This is a genomic window from Cupriavidus sp. 22TCCZM04-2, from assembly GCF_057798895.1.
The window spans coordinates 1-19,914 of record NZ_JBYOJS010000016.1 but is presented as its reverse complement, the minus strand read 5'-3'; the positions used below and the strand labels follow the sequence as shown (position 1 = coordinate 19,914).

Genomic DNA, 19,914 nt, shown 5'->3' with positions numbered 1-19,914 from the left:
GTTCAGGCGTTCTGCACCGGTCCCGCTGCCGGCATTGCTTCTAACTTGACGCAATGGAGGCAGAAGTCGCAAGCAGTGGCTGCTAGCACTCCCTTCGTACCCAGGCGCACGCCGAGGTTGCGGATGCTCTCGAATTCGGCCTGTGTCAGGTATTGGCTGGCCGGACCGGGTTTGCCGGCTTCCTCATGGGCAGCGTGCAGGCCTTCGGTGGCGACCAGAGCCGGCCGCTGGCTGAACAGCTTGCGGACGATAACTTCCTGCTCGGGCGTCATGCTGACGGAAGCCAGGTCGAAGGTCAGCATGGCGTTGCCGGGGCCACCCAATGTCACCACATGCGTGGTACGAGTGTGGAGGTGTGAAGTTAGGGTGTTTGCGTCCATGAGTGGCTCCTTCCTTAAAGTCAGATGAGGTGATAGCGTCGACGCACTCAAGGCCAGGCGCCACGTGCGCGCCGGAACGCCGCCGAACGCCATGCAGGGGTGGTGCCCGCCTGATACCAATCTGGCTCCGGACGGGCCAGGTTGCGGTGGTCGACATCATGCTCGCGGTCGCCGTACAGCATCGTGATGTTGATGCGCAGGTGCTCATAGCCCGGGCGGAACTGCACGCGATCGGTTCCGTGAAACAGGTCGGAATTGAAGATCACTGCTCGATTCTGGCGATATGGAATCGTGATGGAGCGCGAGCGCTGGCGCCGCAGAAAGGGCTCGATGACGTCGGAACGCCCGTTGTAGGTTTCGAAGTCCCAGTGTTGCGGGGCGTCGACGTCGTAGATGACTAGTCCGCCCGAACTCGGATCAAGGTTAGCGGCATCCGGCGTGATCCAGAAATTCACGTTGACGGCAGCGAAGTCGGCGTGGGTGGTGGCGGCCGGTGGCAGGTATGGGCCACACTTGAAGCCCCACAGTTGTCGCAGAGGGTAGCGGTGGCCGATCATCCGGGGGAATACCTCGCGGATTTCCTCAGCGATTTGCAGCAGGAGGGGGCAGTTGAAGCCGTCTTGGAAAAACGCACCAAGGCGCCCATTGGCATAACGATTCGTTGACCAGATCGTTGAGGCGAGGCAAAACCGAAGCAGGCCATCGAGTGCCTCGTCCGAAAGGAAGCGGTCGATGCAGACCACGCCGGGTGGATTCCCGAGGTACTGCTGCTCGATGGCGGCAGCATCCCATTCGCGCGACAGTGCGTGCGGTGCTCGAGGCGCTTCATGCACATGCAGCAGTCGATTGTAGACATCGGTCAGGCTGCGGGCTGCGTCGGTGTGGAGCGGTAACCTTGCGTCTTCGCCGGCAAGCAGGAGCTTGGCCAAGACCTGTTCGTAGCGGGTCACTACCTCCTGAAAGGCGGGGTCAAGCAAACCCTCGCCCATCAAATACCGCATCTGTCCAATGTCATGGCGCAGCTTTGGCCCCGACAGTGCGAATCCAGGCTTACTGAGCAGCTCCGCGCAGGATTTTCCGCAGCGAGCCAGGGATGCCTGGTCGGCGCCCCAGCGCAGTCGGGCGACGATGGACGCATAGCTGCCGGCGAGCGACAGGTCTTTGTCCTTCAGGCTCGCGGTGATCAGTCCTTGCATCCAGGCAAGTCCTCCTTGCTCGGCGAACTCGTCGCACCACAGCGGCAGACTGTCGTCGATGCGCCCAGCCTGCACCAGGAGCGTGGCGAGATTACGTCGCGCCAGGCGATGGGCGGGGGCCAGCCTCAGCGCCTGACCGTAGTGTTGGAGTGCGGCGGCGTGTTCTCCCCGGCCGCGGCAAATCGAGCCCAGGCCGCAATGGGCCTTGACATTGCAGTCGTCGATCTCAATCGCCCGCCGGAAGCAGGCTTCTGCCTCCGTCCACGCTCGCACATCCGAAAACCGCTGGCCGGTGTCGACCAGTTGAGCGGCGACTTGATCGGAATCAGCCAATGGCCTGGACATGAGACCTCCCGGGGGGCAAGGCGCGGCCTATAGCGCGCCGTCTTCCTCTAGGCGGACTGAATAGCGTGTCAGAGCTTCGAGCGTGACCATCACGTAGGGTGGTGCAAAGCCTGACATTTCTTCACCTAAGATTGCGACAGGGGTACCGGTGGTAGTGCCGCCATGTGTGAAAGGGCTGCGCGTGAACGGGTCGGTCACATTGGTGCCGGTTCCGGTTGTATTGGTGACGAAGGTCTTGAAGGTGATTGCCGTCAGGGTGCCGGCAACGGGGCCGTCACCGGTTTCGCCGGTCTGTCCCGTTTCCCCGGTCTGTCCCGTTTCCCCGGTCTGTCCCGTTTCGCCAGTCTGTCCCGTTTCCCCGGTTTGTCCCGTTTCGCCAGTCTGTCCGGTTTGCCCGGTCTGTCCCGTTTCGCCAGTCTGTCCGGTTTGCCCGGTCTGTCCAGTTTCGCCAGTCTGTCCGGTTTGCCCGGTTTGCCCGGTCTGTCCGGTCTGTCCGGTCTGTCCGGTTTCCCCAGTCTGTCCGGTTTCCCCGGTCTGTCCGGTTTCCCCGGTCTGTCCGGTTTCTCCCGTCTGTTCGGTTTCCCCCGTCTGTCCGGTGGCGGTGTCACCGTCGCCGTTCGCCCTGCCCACGAACGGCAAGTTCAGAAGAAAATGCAGCAGATCAGGGTCGAAAGAAACACCATGGCCAGGGGCTGCAGCCCGGCTGAGAGCGCGCACGACGCTCACCGCGCCATTCTCGACTACGGCGCGAGCGAATTCGCCGACAAACTCCAACCCGGACGGGATGCTGTCGCGGCGTGCGATTGCATAGCGATGCAACCACACCCGGAGCCCTCGGTGGGCCAGGAATGCATACACGAGCTCATTGTTGGCGGCCGCCTGCTCTGGCGGGATCTCTCGCTCGCGCAGGAACTCGGACAAAACCTGTGTGGGGTTGGTAATGAATTGTTCGCGCAGGAGGAAGTCCGTCGACATTGCGCGGAATAGCGCGTCCACTCGCCTGACCGTTGCAACGCGTTGCCGGAGGGCCGCCCTGTCACTCGTATCCATATGACGGCCTCCTGGAGCACTTGTTGTTTGCTGATTGTGGCTTCAGGTTAGGCGAAGACCGGTCAGGCTGGCATTTAGTTTTGCGCAGATCAGATTTTAGTCTACGCAATGCCTTCGATCGTGGCGAAACATAGCCTTCCGTCCAGAGGATTAAGTTCGCAGGTGGAAAACTTTCGCCAATTGATTCGGGAATTTATTTATCGGTAATGTTCATGTAGGACGATTGCCTCGAGCCTCAGCGAATTTGAGCGACTCACCTTCACGCGCTTGGCATATTGCCGCGTAGCAGAAGTGACACAAGTTCTCCCTGCCGGTGCGTCCCAGTCTTTGCCAAGACTTGCTTGAAGTAGCCGCGGGCCGCCCCACCGGTCGACTGGCGCCGGACTTCAAGACGATTGCAGCCTTCCGCAGGGATAACAGCACAGGCATTCGCAATGTCTGCCGTCGTTTCGTTGTGTTGTGCCGCGAGTTGAAGTTATTCTCGCAGGCCATGGTCCCCATCGACGGCAGCAAGTTCAAGGCAGTCAACACTCGGGACCGCAATTTCACTGCTGGCAAGGTCGACAAGCGTCAGCGCGGATACATCTACATTGCCCGAGACGATGAATATCAATGTCCCGCCGGTGAACGTGCGATATACCGCTTCACCACAGAAGAACATGGACTGCAGCTATGCCGCTATTGGAGCAGTGCTTGTCCACGGTGCTCAATGCGGTCGAAATGCACGCGGCGTCCGTACCGGCGCATCTCCAGATGGGAGCATGAGGAAGTGCTGGAGGCCGTCCAGCGCCGGTTCGACAAGACGCCAGATGCCATGGCGGTTCGCAGGCGAACGGTCGAGCATGTCTTCGGAACCTTCAAACATTGGATGGGCTACACGCACTTCTTGACGCGCACGCTACCCAATGTAGGTACTGAAATGAGCCTGCATGTTCTGGCGTACAACCTGAAGCGCGTGCTCAGAATTCTCGGATTCTCGAAAACAATGAAGGCGATGCGCCGGGTGGGTGCGTAAGCACCCATTTACGCCCAAAAAAAACGCCAACCCATCACGGGTTGGCGTTTTGCTCGGGGTATTACCGGTATCAGAACTGGTTCATCGTGTTGTCCTTGCCCGCCGCCTTCAGCGCTGCTTCGCCGCTGAAGTACTCCTTGTGGTCATCACCGATATCCGAGCCCGACATGTTCTGGTGCTTGACGCAAGCGATGCCCTGGCGGATTTCCTTGCGCTGCACGCCAGCCACGTAACCCAGCATGCCTTGCTCGCCAAAGTATTCCTTGGCCAGGTTGTCGGTCGACAGTGCGGCGGTGTGGTACGTCGGCAGCGTGATCAGGTGGTGGAAGATGCCGGCTTCGCGGGCGGCGTCGGCCTGGAAGGTGCGGATTTTCTCGTCGGCGGCCTTGGCCAGTTCGGTGTCGTCGTATTCCACGCTCATCAGCTGGCTGCGTTCGTAGGCCGACACGTCCTTGCCCGCGGCCTTCATCGCGTCATACGCCTGCTGGCGGAAGTTCAGGGTCCAGTTGAACGACGGGCTGTTGTTGTACACCAGCTTGGCGTTCGGGATGACCTTGCGGATTTCGCGGACCATGCCGGCGATCTGCTCGATATGCGGCTTTTCGGTTTCGATCCACAGCAGGTCGGCACCGTTCTGCAGCGACGTGATGCTGTCCAGCACGCAGCGCGCTTCGCCCGTGCCGGCGCGGAACTGGAACAGGTTGCTCGGCAGGCGCTTCGGACGCAGCAGCTTGCCTTCGCGCTTGATGACGACGTCACCGTTGCCCAGGGCGTCGGCCGAGATTTCTTCGCAGTCGAGGAACGAGTTGTACTGGTCGCCCAGGTCGCCCGGCGTGTGGGTCACGGCGATCTGCTTGGTCAGGCCGGCGCCCAGCGAGTCGGTACGGGTCACGATCACGCCATCGTCCACGCCCAGCTCCAGGAAGGCGTAGCGCACGGCGCGGACCTTGGCCAGGAAGTCTTCGTGCGGCACGGTGACCTTGCCGTCCTGGTGGCCGCACTGCTTCTCGTCGGACACCTGGTTCTCGATCTGGATGCAGCAGGCGCCAGCTTCGATGAACTGCTTGGCCAGCAGGTACGTCGCTTCGGCGTTGCCAAAGCCGGCGTCGATGTCGGCGATGATGGGCACCACGTGGGTCACGTGGTTGTCGATCTTTGCCTGGATGGCGGCCTTGGCGGCGGCGTCCTTGGCGGCGTCCAGTTCGCGGAACAGGCCGCCCAGTTCACGGGCGTCGGCCTGGCGCAGGAAGGTGTACAGCTCGCGGATCAGCGCGCTGACGGAAGTCTTCTCGTGCATCGACTGGTCCGGCAGCGGGCCGAACTCCGAGCGCAGCGCGGCAACCATCCAGCCCGACAGGTACAGGTAGCGGCGGTCGGTGTTGTTGTTGAAGTGCTTCTTGATGGAAATCATCTTCTGCTGGCCGATGAAACCGTGCCAGCAACCCAGCGACTGCGTGTACTTCGACGGATCCGCATCGTAGGCGGCCATGTCGGCGCGCATGATCTTGGCGGTGTACTTGGCGATGTCCAGGCCCGTCTTGAACTTGTTCTGGGCACGCATGCGTGCGGCGTACTCGGGATTGATGGCGTCCCACGCGCTGCCATGCTTCTCTTTCAAACCGGCAACTGCCTTGATGTCGTCTTGATACTGGGCCATGTCAATTTCCTAAGGGATGAGGCGCGTTTCAGAATAGGGATTCGGTGTGTCGCTACCGATGTCGAAGCAAGCAGCGTGGAGTAATTGTAGGGTGTATCTGGTGCGGTGCGGTAAGGTCTTATATAAGACATAAGACTTACTTTTCCCTTATTTTTCAATGAGATAGGCGTGTGATTTTGCGATGTGGAACGCGTTTTCGGGAAACGAAAAAATATTGCGGGGAAAATTCGCGCGAATTTCGTAATGTGAAACGCGCTTTCAGGGAAGGAAATCAGGGAGGGGTTCAGCCCGGCAAGGCAGCTTGGCGAGCGCTGAATCACGCGCAGGTCCGGCAGCGCCGGTGCCTGCGTCAACGAGCCTGTTACTTCACGGGCGTCAGGATCGGCGCGCCCTTGTTCTTGATCAGGAACACCACAAACCGGGCCGGTTGCGTGGAGCTGGCATTGCGACCCACCGTGTGGATGTCGTCGGGGCGTTCGTGGAAAGTTTCCCCGGCTTTGAGGGTCACTTCCTTGCCGCCCCTGACGCCCATGACAATGCTTCCGTCCAGCACGTAGACAAAGGCCTGGGCGTCATGGCGATGCACGGGGTCTATCGCGCCGGGCGGATAGTCGACGACGATCATCTGGACTTCCTTGCCCGGGTACTCTGGCAAGGGCTCCGTGCGCAGCGGCGTGACACTGGCTTCCGGTGCGGCCATGGCTGGCTGCCCGACCATCACGCTAGACAGCACCATGGCGGCGGCAATCGACAGGATCGCTTTCATGGCCTTACTCCGCATTGGCTTGCGCGAGCCAATGCTGGAGGCTGATGTGGCCGATCCGCGCATCGCCCAGCGGCACGAGCGATAGTTCCTCGACCTGGCCACCGTAGTACCGCGCTTCAGGATCGGTCACCACGGGCCGGGCGTCGCCCGCCGCTTTCAGGTAACGCGCCACGATCTCCGCAAACGGCGCCCGATCCGGACCCGCTATGTCGATCGAGCCATTCAGCGGCGCCGCGAGCGCGACCTGTGCGAGGTTGGCCGCAACGTCGTCCGCCGCGATGGGCTGGAACAGTCCGTCGCCGAGGCGCACCGTGCCGGCATCCGTGCCGAAATCCGCGATACCGCCGATGAACTCCATGAACTGGGTCGCGCGCACGATCGTGAAGGGCACGCCAGCGGCTTCGATCACTTCTTCCTGCGCGACCTTGGCAATGAAGTACGCGTTGTCCGGCATGAGCTCGGCGCCGACGATCGACAGCGCGACGTGGTGGCGCACGCCCGCGGCCACCTCGGCCTTGCCGAGATTGCGCGCCGAGGTACGGAAGAAGTCGAGCACCGCCTGGGGCTCCCAGGAGGGCGCATTGGTCACATCCACGACGACATCCGCACCTGCCAGGGCGGTGCTAAGGCCTTCGCCGGTCACCGAGTTGACGCCGGTACGCGGGGATGCGGCAACTGCCGTATGGCCCGCTTCGCCAAGCAGCCTGACCACACGTGAGCCGATCAGGCCCGAACCACCGATTACGACGATCTTCATGGGAGAGTCTCCAGATAAGGGAAGAGGAACGTGCGGGGCGCTCAAGCGCACGACATCGGGTGGAAGTCCCTGTCACCGCCGCATCGCTCAGGCCATTGTGGAACAATCATGCCCTAGCAATAAGGGCCAAGAATTGCCAATATGACTAGGCCAAATCCATGCTGCGTCCCACCCCTGCCAGACCGCCATGACTGTACGAACGCCCGCGTTGGCCATCGAAATCGATCGGCAGAAGCCGTTGCCGATCTATCTGCAGATCTGCGAGCGCTTCAGGACGGCGATCACGGCAGGGCATCTGCGCCCCGGCGATCGCGTCCCGGCGCTGCGCGGCCTCGCCATGCAGCTGAGCACCGCGCGCGGCACCGTCGAACTGGCCTATACGATCCTGGTCGACGAGGGCTACCTGCAGATGCGCGGTGCGGCGGGCACGTTCGTGTCGCCGTCACTGCCGGAGGCGGTGACGCGTTCGGTGTCCGCGCAGGGCCGCCAGCCAGCGCCCGGCGGGCTGGCCGCTCAAGACGCGGGCGCGCTGAAGATTCCCGACGCATTGCGCGGTCCCTGGCCGACGCCGCGGCCGCCGGCAATCAGCGTCGCCATGAGCGGCGAGCCGCGGCCCCTGCAGCCGGGGCTGCCCGCGCTGGACGCATTTCCGCGCAAGATCTGGAACCGGTTTGTCTCGCGTCGCGCGCGCAGTGGCGAGCGCACGATGCTGGCTTACCCGGACCCGGTTGGCTATCGGCCGCTGCGCGAACACATCGCCACCTATCTGGGTCTGTCGCGCGGCGTAAGCTGCGTGCCGGAACAGGTGTTCGTCACCAGCGGCTATCGCGCAACGCTCGAACTCGTCTTGCGCAGCCTGGCGAGCCCCAACGACCGCGCGTGGTTCGAGGATCCCGGCTACCTGCTCGCACGAGGCTTTCTGGCGGAGACCGGCGTGCAGCTCGTACCGGTGCCGGTCGATGACGAAGGCATCGATGTCGCGCGTGGCCTGGCACTGGATCCGCACGCGCGCTTCGCGCTGGTCACGCCATCGCATCAGAGCCCGCTCGGGCGCACGCTCTCGCTTGAACGGCGCATGGCGCTGCTCGATTGGGCAGAGAAAGGGTCTTGCTGGATCATCGAGGACGACTACGACAGCGAGTTCCGCTATCTGGGGCGGCCACTTCCGGCGTTGAAGAGCCTCGACCGGCATGATCGCGTGATCTATTGCGGCACGTTCAGCAAGGTGATGTTTCCCGGCCTGAGGCTGGCGTATGCGGTGGTCCCCGAGCGCGCTGTCGAGCGTGTAGGACGGGTTGCCTGCAGCATGAACGCGGGCTCGCCGCTGCTATTGCAGTCGGCCCTGGCGGACTTTATCGAGCAGGGACATTTTGCGCGGCATGTGAAGCGGATGCGGGCGTTGTACGGGCAGCGGCGCGTGTTGATCGCGCAAGCGCTGGCGCAGGCGTTTGGCGATCGGCTGATTGTCGAGTTGCCGCCCGGGGGAATCCAGTTCGCCGTGCAATTCGCCGAAGAGGCCGAGGGCCCGGTCGATGATGTCGCCGTGGCCGCGCGGGCACGCGAAGCCGGGCTGGCGGTGCTGCCACTGTCGACCTGGTATGCGAGCGGCCGCACGCGGCATACGCCACGCGGCCTGGTGATGGGCTTCGCGAACATCTCCGATGCAGCGGAAGCGAGCCGTCTTGCGCGAACGTTGCGCGCGTGCCTGGACGGCTGAAATGCGCGGACCGAGCCCGGCCGGTGAATTTGCGCGTGTCAGGCGTCGATCTTGTAAGGGCGAGTCAGCACCTCGAGAAAATGGCCGTCAGGATCGTCGAAGTAAAACCCCCGCCCGCCGTTGTGCAGATAGGTCTCACCGGCCCGTTGTTTGCCGGGATCGGCCCAGTACTGAAGCCCTTTGTCACGAATCCGGGCAAAGACGCGGTCGAATTCTTCTTCGCTGATCAGAAAGGCATAGTGCTGCATTGCGATCGCGCCGTCGCTTTCATAGAAGTCGAGCGAGACGCCGTTGTCGAGTGCAACGACCAGCATCGGCCCGAACACGACCGGCGCTGGAAGTTCCAGCATGTCCACGAGGAAGCTTGCCGATTTCTGCTTGTCGCTGCACCAGACGATGGTGTGGTTTAGCTGTGCGCTCATATCGCGGTCCTCACCGAATGTGGCGGAGCATGTCCTTCCGACCAGGGCGGAACTTATCTCGTCCTGCATTCACCATAGCCGACGAAGGAGCACATGCAAGCCCAGGCACGGCGGCCGGGAGAACCGCGCTTCACGTTCCGCGATCCCCGGCGAGATGGTGGAGGCTGTGCATCTTGTCCTGCAGCCACTGGATGATCCCGACCTTGCTTGCCGTGGGGGGCTGGATGCTTGCCAGGTCCTGGCCGGCTTCGCGCCGCTGGGAGAGAAGCTGGCACATCTGCATCCCGACTTCCGGTCGCGACTGCAGCAGTGGCGTGAGGTCCGCCTTGTCCAGCCGGTAAAGCACGGCATCGGTGACCGCCTCGATGGTGGCATCCATGGCGATTCCGGCTAGCACGCCCGGTTCGCCGAATGCGTCGCCTGGTCCCAGGCGGTTGGTTTCCGTGGCTTGTCCGTTGCGCAGTTGGTGGACCGACAGTACGCCGGAATCGACCAGAAGCAGGTAGTCGGTGACATCGGAACTCGTCACGACCACCTGGCCCGACGCGTATTCGTGCCGCGACAGGCGCCCGGACAATTGCGTCAGTTCGTCGGTGCCAATGGCCTGGAAGATGCCAACCATCGAAAGCAACCGGACCCGACGATCGATGGCCGGCGGGACGTTGCCGGGAACGCCGAGCGAGCGCAGGCTGATATCCGCCGCGGCCAGATGGCGGTGGGCCAGGTCAAAGAGCTGGTTCGTAGCGACCAGCTTGTTCGCCAGGGTCGCGACATAGCAGGTCATCTCATATTCGATCGAGTTGGTGCCGGCGTGCTTGACGACCACGGAGGATTTGGGATTCGGCAGCGCAGTCTGGCAGCCCGTGATGGCGCGTTCCAGTGCCTCGATCACCGCCTTCGGCCGCGCCTCCGGCGTGACCTCGATCGTTACGCTCACGCCATGCAGTTCCGATGGACGGCTGGAGTTGATGATCTTCGAGCGGGCCGTCGTATTGTTGGGAATGACCACGAGATTTCCCTGCCCATTCAACAGGTGCGTGGCGCGCCAGTTGATTTCCACGACCTTGCCTTCGATGCTGTCGATCGATACCCAGTCGCCCAGGTGGTAAGGCTGCGTGGCGTTAAGCACGAGTCCGGAAAAGACATCGCCCAGCGTGCTCTGGATCGCCAGGCCGACAATAATTGCCAGGGCTCCCGAGGTGGCAAGCAAACCGCTGACGGGCAGGCCCAGCACATAGGCCGTGGCGGCTACCGCTGCCGCGACAAAGATGACCGCGCCCAGCACGTCCTGGAACAGGCGTTCGCCTTGCCAGGCCTTGGGCAGGAACAGCGCATCGAGCGTAATCGTCAGGACGCGCGCGCCCAGGAGCCACCACACGATCTGCAGCGCCTGGGCCAGGAACTGCAGCATGGGCTGCCCGGGAAACGGGGCACCGCCAAGCGGGCCCATGCCGTTCCTGACGAGCACCAGGCTCAGCAGCGCAAAGACCGCAACGCGCACGCCGATCCGCAGCCGCCTGCCTTCGGGGCGGATGAGGCGCCAGGCCAGCACATCGCACAGGACAACCGCGACGCCCAAGGCAAGAGGATGTGTCAGGTAATCCATGTCGCGCACCCTGGTCGTACGGCGCGGGAACACCTTGGCTCGCCGCGCCGGCTTTCGGATCAAGACCCAGGCTCACTATATCCGCGATGTGTACCATTCGCAGCCTTGCGCCGTGGCTCGGCGGACATGGCCAACATGGAGCGCTTCATTTCCCGTTGCGCGACCCGCGGGGCGGCGGGCCATGAGGGTTGGGGTGCCAGTCCTTCGACCCCTACCAGCCCCCATCGGCCCCGGGCTTTTCCTGTCGATGGCACGCAAAGCGATCGAGCAGGAAGTCGACGAGCACTTTCACCCGGTCTGACCGGGTCTTGCCGGCGCCGTAGACCAGGTAGATATCGGCCGGCGTGAACTGCCACTGTGGCAGCACCCGGCACAGGGCGCCGGTCCGCAACGGTTCCGCGATGTCCCATTCGGACCGCACCACCAGCCCTTGCCCTTCAAGCGCCCAGACCACCGCGGATTCGCCGTCGTTCGTGCTCATGGGGCCCCGCACCTTGACGGTTTCCTGCTGCGCGCCGTTGCGCATGTGCCAGGTGCCGAAGGTTTCGTCCGCCTCCCGGATGAAGATGCAGCTGTGCCGGGCCAGGTCGCGCGGACTGCCGGGCAGGCCCGCCCGCGCCAGGTAGGACGGTGCGGCGCAGAGCAGGCGCCGGTTGTTGGCGAGCAGCCGCGCGGTGAGCCGGACATCGGGCATTTCGCCAAAATGCACGACGGCATCCAGGCCCATTTCGGTCAGGTTCAAGGGCCGCTCGCTGAGGTGAAGCTGGATCTCGATCTTCGGAAACGCCCTGGAGAACGCAGCCAGCGCGGGCGCGATATGGCGGCGTCCAAAGCCCAGCGTTGCGCCGATCTTCAACAGCCCGTGCGGCGTGCTGCTGCTGCCGGCCACGGACCGTTCAAGTGTCTCCAGCTCCGCAAGGATGCGCGCGCCCTCGACCAGATAGTTCTCCCCTTCGACAGTCAGGCTGATGCGCCGGGTCGTCCGGTTCAACAGCCTGACGCCGAGGCGCGACTCAAGGGCGAGCAGGCGCTTGCTGACCGCCGATGGCGTTACGCCAAGCTCCTGCGCGGCCGCGGCCAGGCTCCCTTGCTTGTTGATTGCCATGAAGAAGGCGACGTCGGAGAAGCTGTCCACTCATGAACTCCAGGCAATAAAGAATGGATTTTGCCTAAATTATGTTTCCGCAGGCAAGTGCTAGCATTCCTCGCACAAAAATCAATTCAAGGAGACACCCGATGAGCCTTGCCCGCCTTGCCGCGTTCGCCGCTTGTGCCGCCATGTTGGGAACCGCATCGGCGCAGTCGTATCCGCAGCGCCCGGTTCGTCTGATCGTGCCGTACGCGCCCGGCGGCAGTGCCGATATCGCCGCCAGGCTCGTGTCGGATGCGTGGTCGAAGCAACTGGCCGGCACCATCGTCGTCGAGAACCGCGCTGGCGCGGGCGGCAATATTGGCGTGGACGCGGTCGCCAAGTCGCCGGCCGACGGCTACACCATTGGCCTGCAGACGGTTTCGCTGGCTATCAATCCCGGCCTGTTCCCGCGCATGCCTTACGACACGCTCAAGGACCTGGCGCCGATTGGCATGGTGGCCGGCTCCCAGCATGTCCTGGTCATCAACAACAAGGTCCCGGCGAAGAACCTGCAGGAGCTGGTCGCCCTTGCCAGGGCGAAGCCGGACAAGCTGACCTATGGCTCGGCCGGCAATGGCAGCACGTTCCATATGTCCGCCGAGTTGTTCAAGTCGGTGGCCAATGTATCGATCGTCCACGTGCCCTATCGTGGCGGCGGCCCGGCCCTGGTCGACACGATTGCCGGCCAGGTCGACATGAGCTTTCCCGTGGTGTCCGCCGCGCAACAGCAAGTGCTTGCCGGCAAGCTCACCGCGCTCGCCGTCACGGGTTCGAAACGCTCGGCGCTCTTGCCGAACGTGCCCACCGCGGCCGAAGCGGGCCTGCCGGGCTTCAACTTCGAAACGTGGTTCATGGTATTCGCGCCGGCCGGCACGCCCAGGCCGGTGATCGACAAGCTGAACGCCGCCCTGAACGCCACGCTCACGGCGCAGGCAACCAGGGACCGGATGCTGAAGGAAGGCTTCGAGCCCACGCCGACCACGCCCGACGCGGCCCGCAAACGGCTCGAGAAGGAGATGCCGATGTGGGCCGATTTGATCAGGCAGCGCGGCATTGCCGCCGAATGATTGCCGAATGTTTGCCAAACAGGTAGCAGCGATGTCCCCACGAACTCTGTACCACAAGCTGGTCGACTCCCACACCGTCACCAGGCTCGACGACGATAACGTCCTGCTGTACTGCGACTTGCACTTGATGAACGAGTACACGAGTCCGCAGGCGTTTGCCGGCTTGCACGAGCAGGACCGCGGCGTGTTGATGCCGGGGCAGAACGTCAGTGTCGTCAGCCACATCATCCCGACGCATCCGGCGAAGATCCGAGTGATCGCCGACCCTGCCTCGTCGCTGCAGGCGACGAACCTGCGCGCCAACTGCGATCAGCACGGTATCCCGCTGTTCGATACCAACGATACGCTGCAAGGCATCGAGCACGTCATCGCTCCCGAGCACGGCATGATCCGTCCGGGCATGGTGGTGATCTGCGGCGACAGCCACACCACGACCTATGGCGCGCTGGGCGCGTTGGGCTTCGGCATCGGCACGTCGGAAGTCGAGCACGTGCTCGCTACGCAAACGCTGGTCTACCGCATGGCCAGGACCATGCGCATTCGCGTGGACGGCAAGCTCCCGGCCGGCACGACGGCCAAGGACCTGATCCTCATGATCATCGGCAGGATCGGGGCGCAGGGCGCACGCGGCTACGTGGTGGAATACTGCGGCTCGGCCATCCGCGATCTCAGCGTCGAAGCGCGTTTCACGCTTTGCAACATGACGGTGGAGGCGGCCGCACGCGGCGCGCTGATTGCGCCGGACGCGGTGTCGACCGATTACGTGATGCGCCGCGCGCCGGACATGGACGATGCCCAGCGCGCAGCGGCCCTGGCGTACTGGCAGACGCTGAAGAGCGACCCGGAGGCGGCATACGACCTCGAATTCGCGTTCGACGCCGGCGATATCGAGCCGTATGTGACCTGGGGCACCAGTCCCGACCAGGTGGTGCCGGTGTCGGGACGTATCCCGTTCCCGGAGGACCAGATGGACGAGGCTGGCAGGCGCGCAGTCGAGCGCGCACTCTCTTATACGCGCCTCTCGCCCGGCTCGGCGCTTGAAGGCACCGCCATCCAGCATGTCTTCATCGGCTCCTGCACGAACGGCCGGATCGAAGACCTCAGGGCGGTTGCCGGCGTCGTGCGCGGAAAGCGGGTAGCCAGCGGCGTCCGGGCGATGGTTGTGCCCGGGTCCGGCGCGGTGAGGGCCCAGGCCGAGCGGGAGGGGATTGCGGAGATCCTGATCGCGGCGGGGTTTGAATGGAGGCAGCCTGGCTGTTCCATGTGCCTGGCCATGAACGATGATGTGCTGGCGGATGGCATTCGTTGCGCATCGACCACCAATCGAAATTTCGAAGGCAGGCAGGGGCGTGGCGCCATGACGCACCTGATGAGCCCGGCCATGGCCGCAGCCGCTGCCATCACCGGCAAGATTACCGACGTGCGCAAGCTGGAGATCGCCAATGTCTGAGTACGCCCGCATCACCGGCAAGGCGGCCGCCATCCGCTTCGAGAACCTCGACACCGACCAGATCATCCCGAAGCAGTTTCTTCGCGGCATTGACAAGGCAGGCCTCGACAAGGGGATTCTGTACGACCAACGCTTCGATGGAAACGGCAATCCGCGTGCGGACTTTGTACTGAATCGCCCGGAGTATGCGGACACAAGCATCCTGATCGGCGGCGCCAACTTCGGTTGCGGGTCGAGCCGCGAGCATGCCGTCTGGGGACTGCAGCAGTTCGGCATCCAGGCCGTGATTGCGCCGAGCTATGGAGAGATCTTCTACTCCAATGCAATGAACAACCGCTTGCTGCTGGTGATGCTTCCGCGCGCTGTCATCGAGGCGCTGATGGATGCGGCGGATGCGGATAGCGGGAACGCGATCCACATCGATGTGGAGACCTTGCGCGTGAAGACGCCCGTGGGCGAGCATCCGTTCCGGTTGTCCGAGCGGCACCGCCGCATGTTTATCGAAGGCCTCGACATGATTGGTCTTTCGCTGAAGCACCAGGCCGAGATTGAAGCGTTCGCGGACAAGTACTGGTCGGCATTTCCCTGGACCAGGAACGTCGCGCGCCGCACCCGGGATCGGCTTGGCGCGACCTGAGGTCGCGCAAGAGGCGGAATCCGGGCGCCGCGGTCCGGCGTGCCGGGCGCCGATGTCCTGTCAGAATCGCCAGAAGAGGAAGCGATGCTGCCGGGGCTTGGCCGCCGGAGAAGGGCGCTTTGCGGGGCTGAAGCGCGCGGCGGGATCAATCGCCTTCGCGCGCAGCGCCATGTCGTAGAAGGCGCCCACCATTGGCAGGGCGCTGCGCGCCCCCTGGCTCCAATAGCTGCCAAGGGTCACGCGTCCATCGTCGAAGCCCACCCACGCGCCTGCGACGAGCTGCGGGTGCATGAGGATGAACCAGCTATCGGCGTTGTCCTGCGTCGTTCCGGTCTTGCCGGCCACGTCAGCGCGAATCCCGAAGCGCGACCGGATATCCGAGCCGGTGCCGCGCGTGACGACATCGCGCATCACGTCGACCAGCGTCAGCGCGGCCCCGGCGGGTAGCGCCGCGGCTGGCGCGGCGCCCGCAAACTCGGCCAGAAGCTTGCCATGGGGGTCCTCGATGCGGGTTACCATGCGAGGCGCGACATAGTTGCCACGGTTGGCGATCGTCGCGTATGCCGAAACCATTTCCCTGAGCGTCACCGGGCTCGTGCCGAGCGCAAGCGAAGGCACCGGTTCGAGCGGGCTCTCGCGTACGCCCATCGCCTGCGCCAGGCGTGCGACCTTTTCCGGGCCCTGCTTCTGCATGAGCTGCGCCGTGATGCGATTGCGCGAGAACGCCAGCGCGTCGCGCAGCGTCATGGGCCGGTCGGTAGGGGGTTCGGCGTCGGTCGGCCGCCAGACGGCATGGTCGGACAGGGGGATGGCCACGTTGCGGTCGACGATGGTATCGCCTGGCTGGGCGCCGCCTGCGAACGCTGCGCCATAGACGAACGGCTTGAATGTCGAGCCCGGCTGGCGGCGCGCCTGTTGCACGTGATCGAACGGCTCGGCACGGAAGTCGGGGCTGCCGACCCAGGCCTTGATGTCACCGCTGCGTGGATCGATCGCGACGAATCCGGCCTGGACCTGAGTCTTGCCGCGGCAGAGTGCGCGTACGAAGTCGGGATTGGACGCGAGGTTCCTGAGTGCGCTGCGGTCCGTTTGTCCGGTCCCGCGCGCGGCGCGGTACTCGGAAGTCTGCCGGATGAATGCCTGGAACAGGTCATTGCCTGGCCAGCAGCCCGTATGCTCGTTCCATGCCTGGTTCGCGATCCATTGCAACTGATTCGTCTGCCAGGCCAGCGCCTGCGTGGCCATGGATTGCAAGCGGAAATCGATCGTCGTGCGCACCACCAGCCCATCGGCGTAGAGGTTGTAGCCATTGCGATCGGCCCACGCGGTCAACCATTTGCGCAACTGCGCCGCAAAATGCGGTGCGGCACCCGGCGGCTCGGTCTGCGGCGCGAATTCGACGTGGAGCGGCTGCCGTTCGAGCCGGGCGTAGGCATCGGCCTTGAGCTTGCCGTACTTTTGCATCTGCCCGAGTACGGTGTTTCGCCGCTGCAGTGCGCGTTCGGGATTGAGGACCGGGTTATAGGTGCTGTTGGCCTTCAGCATGCCGACGAGCGTCGCGCTTTCAAGAATATCGAGCCGGTCGGCCGATTTTCCGAAGTAGGTGCGGGCGGCCATTTCAACGCCGTAGGCGTTGTACAGGAACGGTACCGTGTTCAGGTAGGTCTCGAGGATCTGTTCCTTGCTGTACACGGATTCGATCTTGAAGGCCGTGATGGCTTCCCTGAGCTTGCGAGTCAGCGTTGGCGCACGGCCGATGTCGTCGGGATAGAGGTTGCGCGCCAGTTGCTGCGTGATTGTCGAACCACCCTGCCTGTCGCCGGAAAACGTATGCAGTGCCGCCGCCGCCGTCCGCATCCAGTCGATGCCGTGATGGTCGTAGAAGCGGCGATCTTCCGTCGCGATCAATGCGGCGACGACGTCGGGCGAGATTTGCCTGAGCGGCACCCAAGCGCGATTGACCGGCTTGAGTTCATCCAGGATTTGGCCATCGGCCGACAGGATCAAAGCGGGCCGATCGATGCGGGCCTTGCGGATGTCACCGAGCGTCGGCGTCGACCGGATGAGTGCGAGCGTAAACAGCACGAAGAGTGCCGACAAGGCGACGAGCGCGAGAGTGACGCCGCGTCGTGTCGGGTGGCGAAGCTGGCTTCGGGCACTGTCGAGAAGATGCCCGGATGTCGCTTTGCAGGCTGCCGCCACAGGCCGGATGCGGGCGAGCCACCGTGCGCAATGCGCGCGAAACACAATGACAGGGCGGCGATTCACGGCGGCAGGGGCTGAAGAAAAAACGCGATCGTACCAAAGCCACCGGGGGCTTCCACCGGGAAAGGGTCGACGTGGCGCCGGTATTTACAGACGATTACATCTTTCGATGGCGCGAGGGTGAGAGGCAACCCAGGTGGAACTGGAAAGAGTGCCGTACCCGACGCGGCCGTGATGACTCAAGCGAAGGTTGCGGGGCCTCAGGGGCAACGGAGCGTGCCCGCCATGAAATCTGCCGGAGCCCATGCACTGCCCCTGCCTTTGTGCGCTTATCGCGCAAATCTCGGTGCAGACCGTTGTTCTTGCCTACCTCTCCGACGCCGCCGCACGGAAAATGGATCCGCCGATCGGATCGGCTGTGAATGCCCTCCAGGAAGAAGGCGGGGCGCGCATGACAATGAAGGATGGAGATGAAATTGAGCGTCAAGAAACATTGGGTCACCATGGTGCAGCTTGCGGCAATCGCCTGCGTGGCGGTGGGCAACCATGCCGCCGCCGCGGATGCCTGGCCCGCCAAGCCGATCAAAGTGATCGTTCCCTATACGCCGGGCGGATCGACCGACACGGTGTCGCGCGTGGTGTTCGAGAAGGTCTCCCAAAGTCTCGGGCAGCCGATCATCATCGAGAACAAGCCGGGCGCCAACAGCACGCTGGGGGTCGGCGTCGCGGCCCGCTCGGCAGCGGACGGCTATACCTTTGTGTCGATCCTTGCCGCGTACAGCGCCAATATGTCGTTGTATTCAAAGCTGAGCTACAAGCCGTCTGACCTGGTGCCGGTTGCGCAAATGGCGGAGCTGCCGCTGTTCCTGTTTTCCAGCAAGAAGCTCCCCGTCAAAACGGTGTCCGAGCTCGTCGCCTACGGCAAGGCGCATCCTGACACGCTGACCTTTGGCTCCAGCGGCGTCGGCAGCTCGGCGCACCTGACCGGCGAGCGCTTCGCGATGGAATCGAAGGTGAAGATGACCCACATCCCGTACAACGGTAGCGCGCCGATCTTGCCGGCGCTCGTTTCGGGTGAGGTCTCGGTGGCGTTCGATCCGTTGCTCGTGCCGATGCCGCATGCGAAGCAGGGCAAGATCAACGTGCTGGCGGTCGCCTCGGCCAGGCGCTGGCCTGGCGAGCCGAACATTCCGACCATGGAGGAAGCTGGCTTTCCGGGCTTCGTGATGAGCTCGTGGACCGGGCTCCTCGCGCCGGCAGGCACGCCGCCGGCCATTGTCGACCGGATGGCAAAGGAGATCGCCATGGCCGTGCGCAACCCCGATGTGGCGAAGAAGCTGACCGACCTGGGCTTCGTACCTGTGAGTGGTACGCCGGACGAGTTTCGCAAGCTGATCGATCGGGACATTGCGCGTTACGGTGCAATCGTCAAGGCGGGCAAGATCTCGCTCGACTAGGATCCGTTCCGCAGGCTGCGCAGTTGCGCAGCCTGGCGCCGGACCAGCTCGAGTCGGCGCGATCACGCTGCTGTGCCTGTTGACGTTCCGCGCGTGGCGCGATGCGCCGAAACGGCTCAGCCCAGATTCAGCATCTCGCGAGCCTGGGCGGCGGTCGCGACCGGGCGACCATACTCCTCGCAGAGCTCGGCAACCTGGCGCACGAGCGCGGCATTGGATGGGGCGAGCGTGTTCTTGTCCATCCGCACATTGTCCTCGAGCCCGGTGCGGCAGTGACCGCCGAGTTCGAGCGACCAGCGAGCCATCGTCATTTGATGGCGTCCAATGCCGGCGCCGGTCCATGTCGCATCGGGCGAAAGGCGCTTGAGGGTACGAACGTAGAACTCAAGCACTTCGCGGTCGACGGGCATGGCGTTCTTGATGCCCATGACGAACTGGATGTGCAGGGGACCGACGATCGCGTTCGCCGCCTGCATTGCTGCCGCCTGGAAGATCATCGACAGGTCAAAGGCCTCGACTTCGGGCTTGATGCCATAAGCCTTCATTTCGGCGGCGAGCCAGTCGACCAGGTCCGGCGCGTTGTCATAGACCCGGGTCGGGAAATTGACCGAGCCGGTCGCCAGCGACGCCATGTCGGGTCGCAGCGACAGCATGGCGCCGCGCTCATTGCCGGCCCCGGAGCGACCGCCGGTGGACACCTGGGTAATCATGCCCGGCGCGTGCTTGCGAATACCTTCAAGCACCAGGGCAAAGCGATCGGGATTGGACGTGGGCGTTTCATCGTCGTTGCGGACATGGAGATGAACCAGGGTCGCACCGGCTTCGAATGCCGCCTGGGTCGACTCCACCTGTTCGCTAACTGTGATCGGCACGGCCGGATTGTCTTTCTTGCGCGGCAGGGATCCCGTGATCGCGACAGAAATGATGCAGGGCTTGGTCATGCTTGATCTCAGTAAGGTGGCTGCGGGGGGGGGGGGGGGGGGGATTTCGGCCGATGCTTCCGGGGACCCGGGGGGGCTGCCTCTGGGGCGCGGTTGGCGCTGGGGGGGTATCCG

At 63.7% G+C, this 19,914-nt stretch carries 16 protein-coding genes and 1 pseudogene; 6 read left to right on the top strand and 11 right to left on the bottom strand.

Going from position 1 to position 19,914, the window contains the following annotated elements; translation table 11 throughout:
• Positions 1–2: 2 nt before the first annotated feature.
• Genes AC3FKG_RS21610 through AC3FKG_RS21600 form a run of 3 tightly spaced genes read right to left on the bottom strand, consistent with a single transcriptional unit; the run spans position 3 to position 2,971 of the window.
• Complete coding sequence (locus AC3FKG_RS21610; protein WP_483713802.1) at positions 3–380, bottom strand: hypothetical protein; 378 nt, start codon at positions 378–380, stop codon at positions 3–5.
• A 47-nt stretch (positions 381–427) separates the two neighbouring features.
• The gene (locus AC3FKG_RS21605) at positions 428–1,921 is read right to left on the bottom strand and encodes a tetratricopeptide repeat protein (protein ID WP_488744080.1); all 1,494 of its coding nucleotides are present in this window, start codon (positions 1,919–1,921) and stop codon (positions 428–430) included.
• Positions 1,922–1,948: 27 nt separating this feature from the next.
• A complete protein-coding gene (locus tag AC3FKG_RS21600) occupies positions 1,949–2,971 on the bottom strand; it encodes a hypothetical protein (RefSeq protein ID WP_488744079.1) in 1,023 nt (340 codons plus the stop codon).
• A gap of 364 nt (positions 2,972–3,335) precedes the next feature.
• Here AC3FKG_RS21600 and AC3FKG_RS21595 point away from each other — a divergent pair.
• Positions 3,336–3,986 (top strand): annotated as a pseudogene (locus AC3FKG_RS21595) (transposase); the annotation flags it as partial.
• 70 nt (positions 3,987–4,056) lie between these two features.
• Here AC3FKG_RS21595 and AC3FKG_RS21590 read toward each other — a convergent pair.
• The 3 genes from AC3FKG_RS21590 to AC3FKG_RS21580 form a co-directional block, all read right to left on the bottom strand.
• The gene (locus AC3FKG_RS21590; RefSeq protein WP_483713805.1) at positions 4,057–5,643 is read right to left on the bottom strand and encodes an isocitrate lyase; all 1,587 of its coding nucleotides are present in this window, start codon (positions 5,641–5,643) and stop codon (positions 4,057–4,059) included.
• Positions 5,644–6,004: 361 nt separating this feature from the next.
• Positions 6,005–6,409, bottom strand: a complete 405-nt coding sequence (locus tag AC3FKG_RS21585; protein WP_483713806.1) for a cupin domain-containing protein — start codon at positions 6,407–6,409, stop codon at positions 6,005–6,007.
• Positions 6,410–6,413: 4 nt separating this feature from the next.
• Complete coding sequence (locus tag AC3FKG_RS21580; protein WP_483713807.1) at positions 6,414–7,166, bottom strand: SDR family oxidoreductase; 753 nt, start codon at positions 7,164–7,166, stop codon at positions 6,414–6,416.
• A 187-nt stretch (positions 7,167–7,353) separates the two neighbouring features.
• Here AC3FKG_RS21580 and pdxR point away from each other — a divergent pair, with 187 nt between their 5' ends.
• The gene (gene pdxR / locus AC3FKG_RS21575; RefSeq protein WP_483713808.1) at positions 7,354–8,883 is read left to right on the top strand and encodes a MocR-like pyridoxine biosynthesis transcription factor PdxR; all 1,530 of its coding nucleotides are present in this window, start codon (positions 7,354–7,356) and stop codon (positions 8,881–8,883) included.
• A 38-nt stretch (positions 8,884–8,921) separates the two neighbouring features.
• Here pdxR and AC3FKG_RS21570 read toward each other — a convergent pair whose 3' ends face one another.
• The 3 genes from AC3FKG_RS21570 to AC3FKG_RS21560 form a co-directional block, all read right to left on the bottom strand.
• A complete protein-coding gene (locus AC3FKG_RS21570) occupies positions 8,922–9,305 on the bottom strand; it encodes a VOC family protein (RefSeq protein WP_483713810.1) in 384 nt (127 codons plus the stop codon).
• 130 nt (positions 9,306–9,435) lie between these two features.
• Positions 9,436–10,911 (bottom strand): mechanosensitive ion channel domain-containing protein, encoded by a 1,476-nt coding sequence (locus tag AC3FKG_RS21565; RefSeq protein ID WP_483713812.1) that lies wholly within the window; start codon positions 10,909–10,911, stop codon positions 9,436–9,438.
• A gap of 211 nt (positions 10,912–11,122) precedes the next feature.
• On the bottom strand, positions 11,123–12,046 hold the full coding sequence (locus AC3FKG_RS21560; protein ID WP_483713813.1) for a LysR family transcriptional regulator: 924 nt from the start codon (positions 12,044–12,046) through the stop codon (positions 11,123–11,125).
• Positions 12,047–12,147: 101 nt separating this feature from the next.
• On the opposite strand from AC3FKG_RS21560, the gene AC3FKG_RS21555 reads away from it, so the two are divergent.
• From AC3FKG_RS21555 to leuD, 3 genes are read left to right on the top strand one after another with little or no spacing between them, the layout of a single operon-like run.
• On the top strand, positions 12,148–13,110 hold the full coding sequence (locus AC3FKG_RS21555) for a tripartite tricarboxylate transporter substrate binding protein (RefSeq protein WP_483713814.1): 963 nt from the start codon (positions 12,148–12,150) through the stop codon (positions 13,108–13,110).
• Positions 13,111–13,141: 31 nt separating this feature from the next.
• Positions 13,142–14,560: a 3-isopropylmalate dehydratase large subunit gene (gene leuC, locus AC3FKG_RS21550; RefSeq protein WP_483713815.1), complete on the top strand. Its 1,419-nt coding sequence runs from the start codon at positions 13,142–13,144 to the stop codon at positions 14,558–14,560.
• Complete coding sequence (gene leuD / locus AC3FKG_RS21545; RefSeq protein ID WP_483713816.1) at positions 14,553–15,197, top strand: 3-isopropylmalate dehydratase small subunit; 645 nt, start codon at positions 14,553–14,555, stop codon at positions 15,195–15,197. The genes leuC and leuD overlap by 8 nt, the downstream gene beginning before the upstream one ends.
• A 60-nt stretch (positions 15,198–15,257) precedes the next feature.
• Here leuD and AC3FKG_RS21540 read toward each other — a convergent pair whose 3' ends face one another.
• Positions 15,258–17,465: a penicillin-binding protein 1A gene (locus AC3FKG_RS21540; RefSeq protein ID WP_488744078.1), complete on the bottom strand. Its 2,208-nt coding sequence runs from the start codon at positions 17,463–17,465 to the stop codon at positions 15,258–15,260.
• Between the two features lie 440 nt (positions 17,466–17,905).
• Between AC3FKG_RS21540 and AC3FKG_RS21535 the strand changes: the two genes are divergently transcribed.
• A complete protein-coding gene (locus tag AC3FKG_RS21535; RefSeq protein WP_483714482.1) occupies positions 17,906–18,859 on the top strand; it encodes a Bug family tripartite tricarboxylate transporter substrate binding protein in 954 nt (317 codons plus the stop codon).
• Positions 18,860–18,975: 116 nt separating this feature from the next.
• Here AC3FKG_RS21535 and AC3FKG_RS21530 read toward each other — a convergent pair whose 3' ends face one another.
• Positions 18,976–19,800 (bottom strand): 3-oxoadipate:acetyl-CoA acetyltransferase, encoded by an 825-nt coding sequence (locus AC3FKG_RS21530; protein ID WP_483713818.1) that lies wholly within the window; start codon positions 19,798–19,800, stop codon positions 18,976–18,978.
• Positions 19,801–19,914 lie beyond the last annotated feature (114 nt).

What these genes read in the sequence shown, in the direction of transcription:
- AC3FKG_RS21610 (WP_483713802.1), bottom strand. Translation starts at nt 380, where the DNA reads ATGGACGCAAACACCCTAACTTCACACCTCCACACTCGTACCACGCAT.
- AC3FKG_RS21605 (WP_488744080.1), bottom strand. Translation starts at nt 1,921, where the DNA reads ATGTCCAGGCCATTGGCTGATTCCGATCAAGTCGCCGCTCAACTGGTC.
- AC3FKG_RS21600 (WP_488744079.1), bottom strand. Translation starts at nt 2,971, where the DNA reads ATGGATACGAGTGACAGGGCGGCCCTCCGGCAACGCGTTGCAACGGTC.
- AC3FKG_RS21590 (WP_483713805.1), bottom strand. Translation starts at nt 5,643, where the DNA reads ATGGCCCAGTATCAAGACGACATCAAGGCAGTTGCCGGTTTGAAAGAG.
- AC3FKG_RS21585 (WP_483713806.1), bottom strand. Translation starts at nt 6,409, where the DNA reads ATGAAAGCGATCCTGTCGATTGCCGCCGCCATGGTGCTGTCTAGCGTG.
- AC3FKG_RS21580 (WP_483713807.1), bottom strand. Translation starts at nt 7,166, where the DNA reads ATGAAGATCGTCGTAATCGGTGGTTCGGGCCTGATCGGCTCACGTGTG.
- pdxR (WP_483713808.1), top strand. Translation starts at nt 7,354, where the DNA reads ATGACTGTACGAACGCCCGCGTTGGCCATCGAAATCGATCGGCAGAAG.
- AC3FKG_RS21570 (WP_483713810.1), bottom strand. Translation starts at nt 9,305, where the DNA reads ATGAGCGCACAGCTAAACCACACCATCGTCTGGTGCAGCGACAAGCAG.
- AC3FKG_RS21565 (WP_483713812.1), bottom strand. Translation starts at nt 10,911, where the DNA reads ATGGATTACCTGACACATCCTCTTGCCTTGGGCGTCGCGGTTGTCCTG.
- AC3FKG_RS21555 (WP_483713814.1), top strand. Translation starts at nt 12,148, where the DNA reads ATGAGCCTTGCCCGCCTTGCCGCGTTCGCCGCTTGTGCCGCCATGTTG.
- leuC (WP_483713815.1), top strand. Translation starts at nt 13,142, where the DNA reads ATGTCCCCACGAACTCTGTACCACAAGCTGGTCGACTCCCACACCGTC.
- leuD (WP_483713816.1), top strand. Translation starts at nt 14,553, where the DNA reads ATGTCTGAGTACGCCCGCATCACCGGCAAGGCGGCCGCCATCCGCTTC.
- AC3FKG_RS21535 (WP_483714482.1), top strand. Translation starts at nt 17,906, where the DNA reads ATGGTGCAGCTTGCGGCAATCGCCTGCGTGGCGGTGGGCAACCATGCC.
- AC3FKG_RS21530 (WP_483713818.1), bottom strand. Translation starts at nt 19,800, where the DNA reads ATGACCAAGCCCTGCATCATTTCTGTCGCGATCACGGGATCCCTGCCG.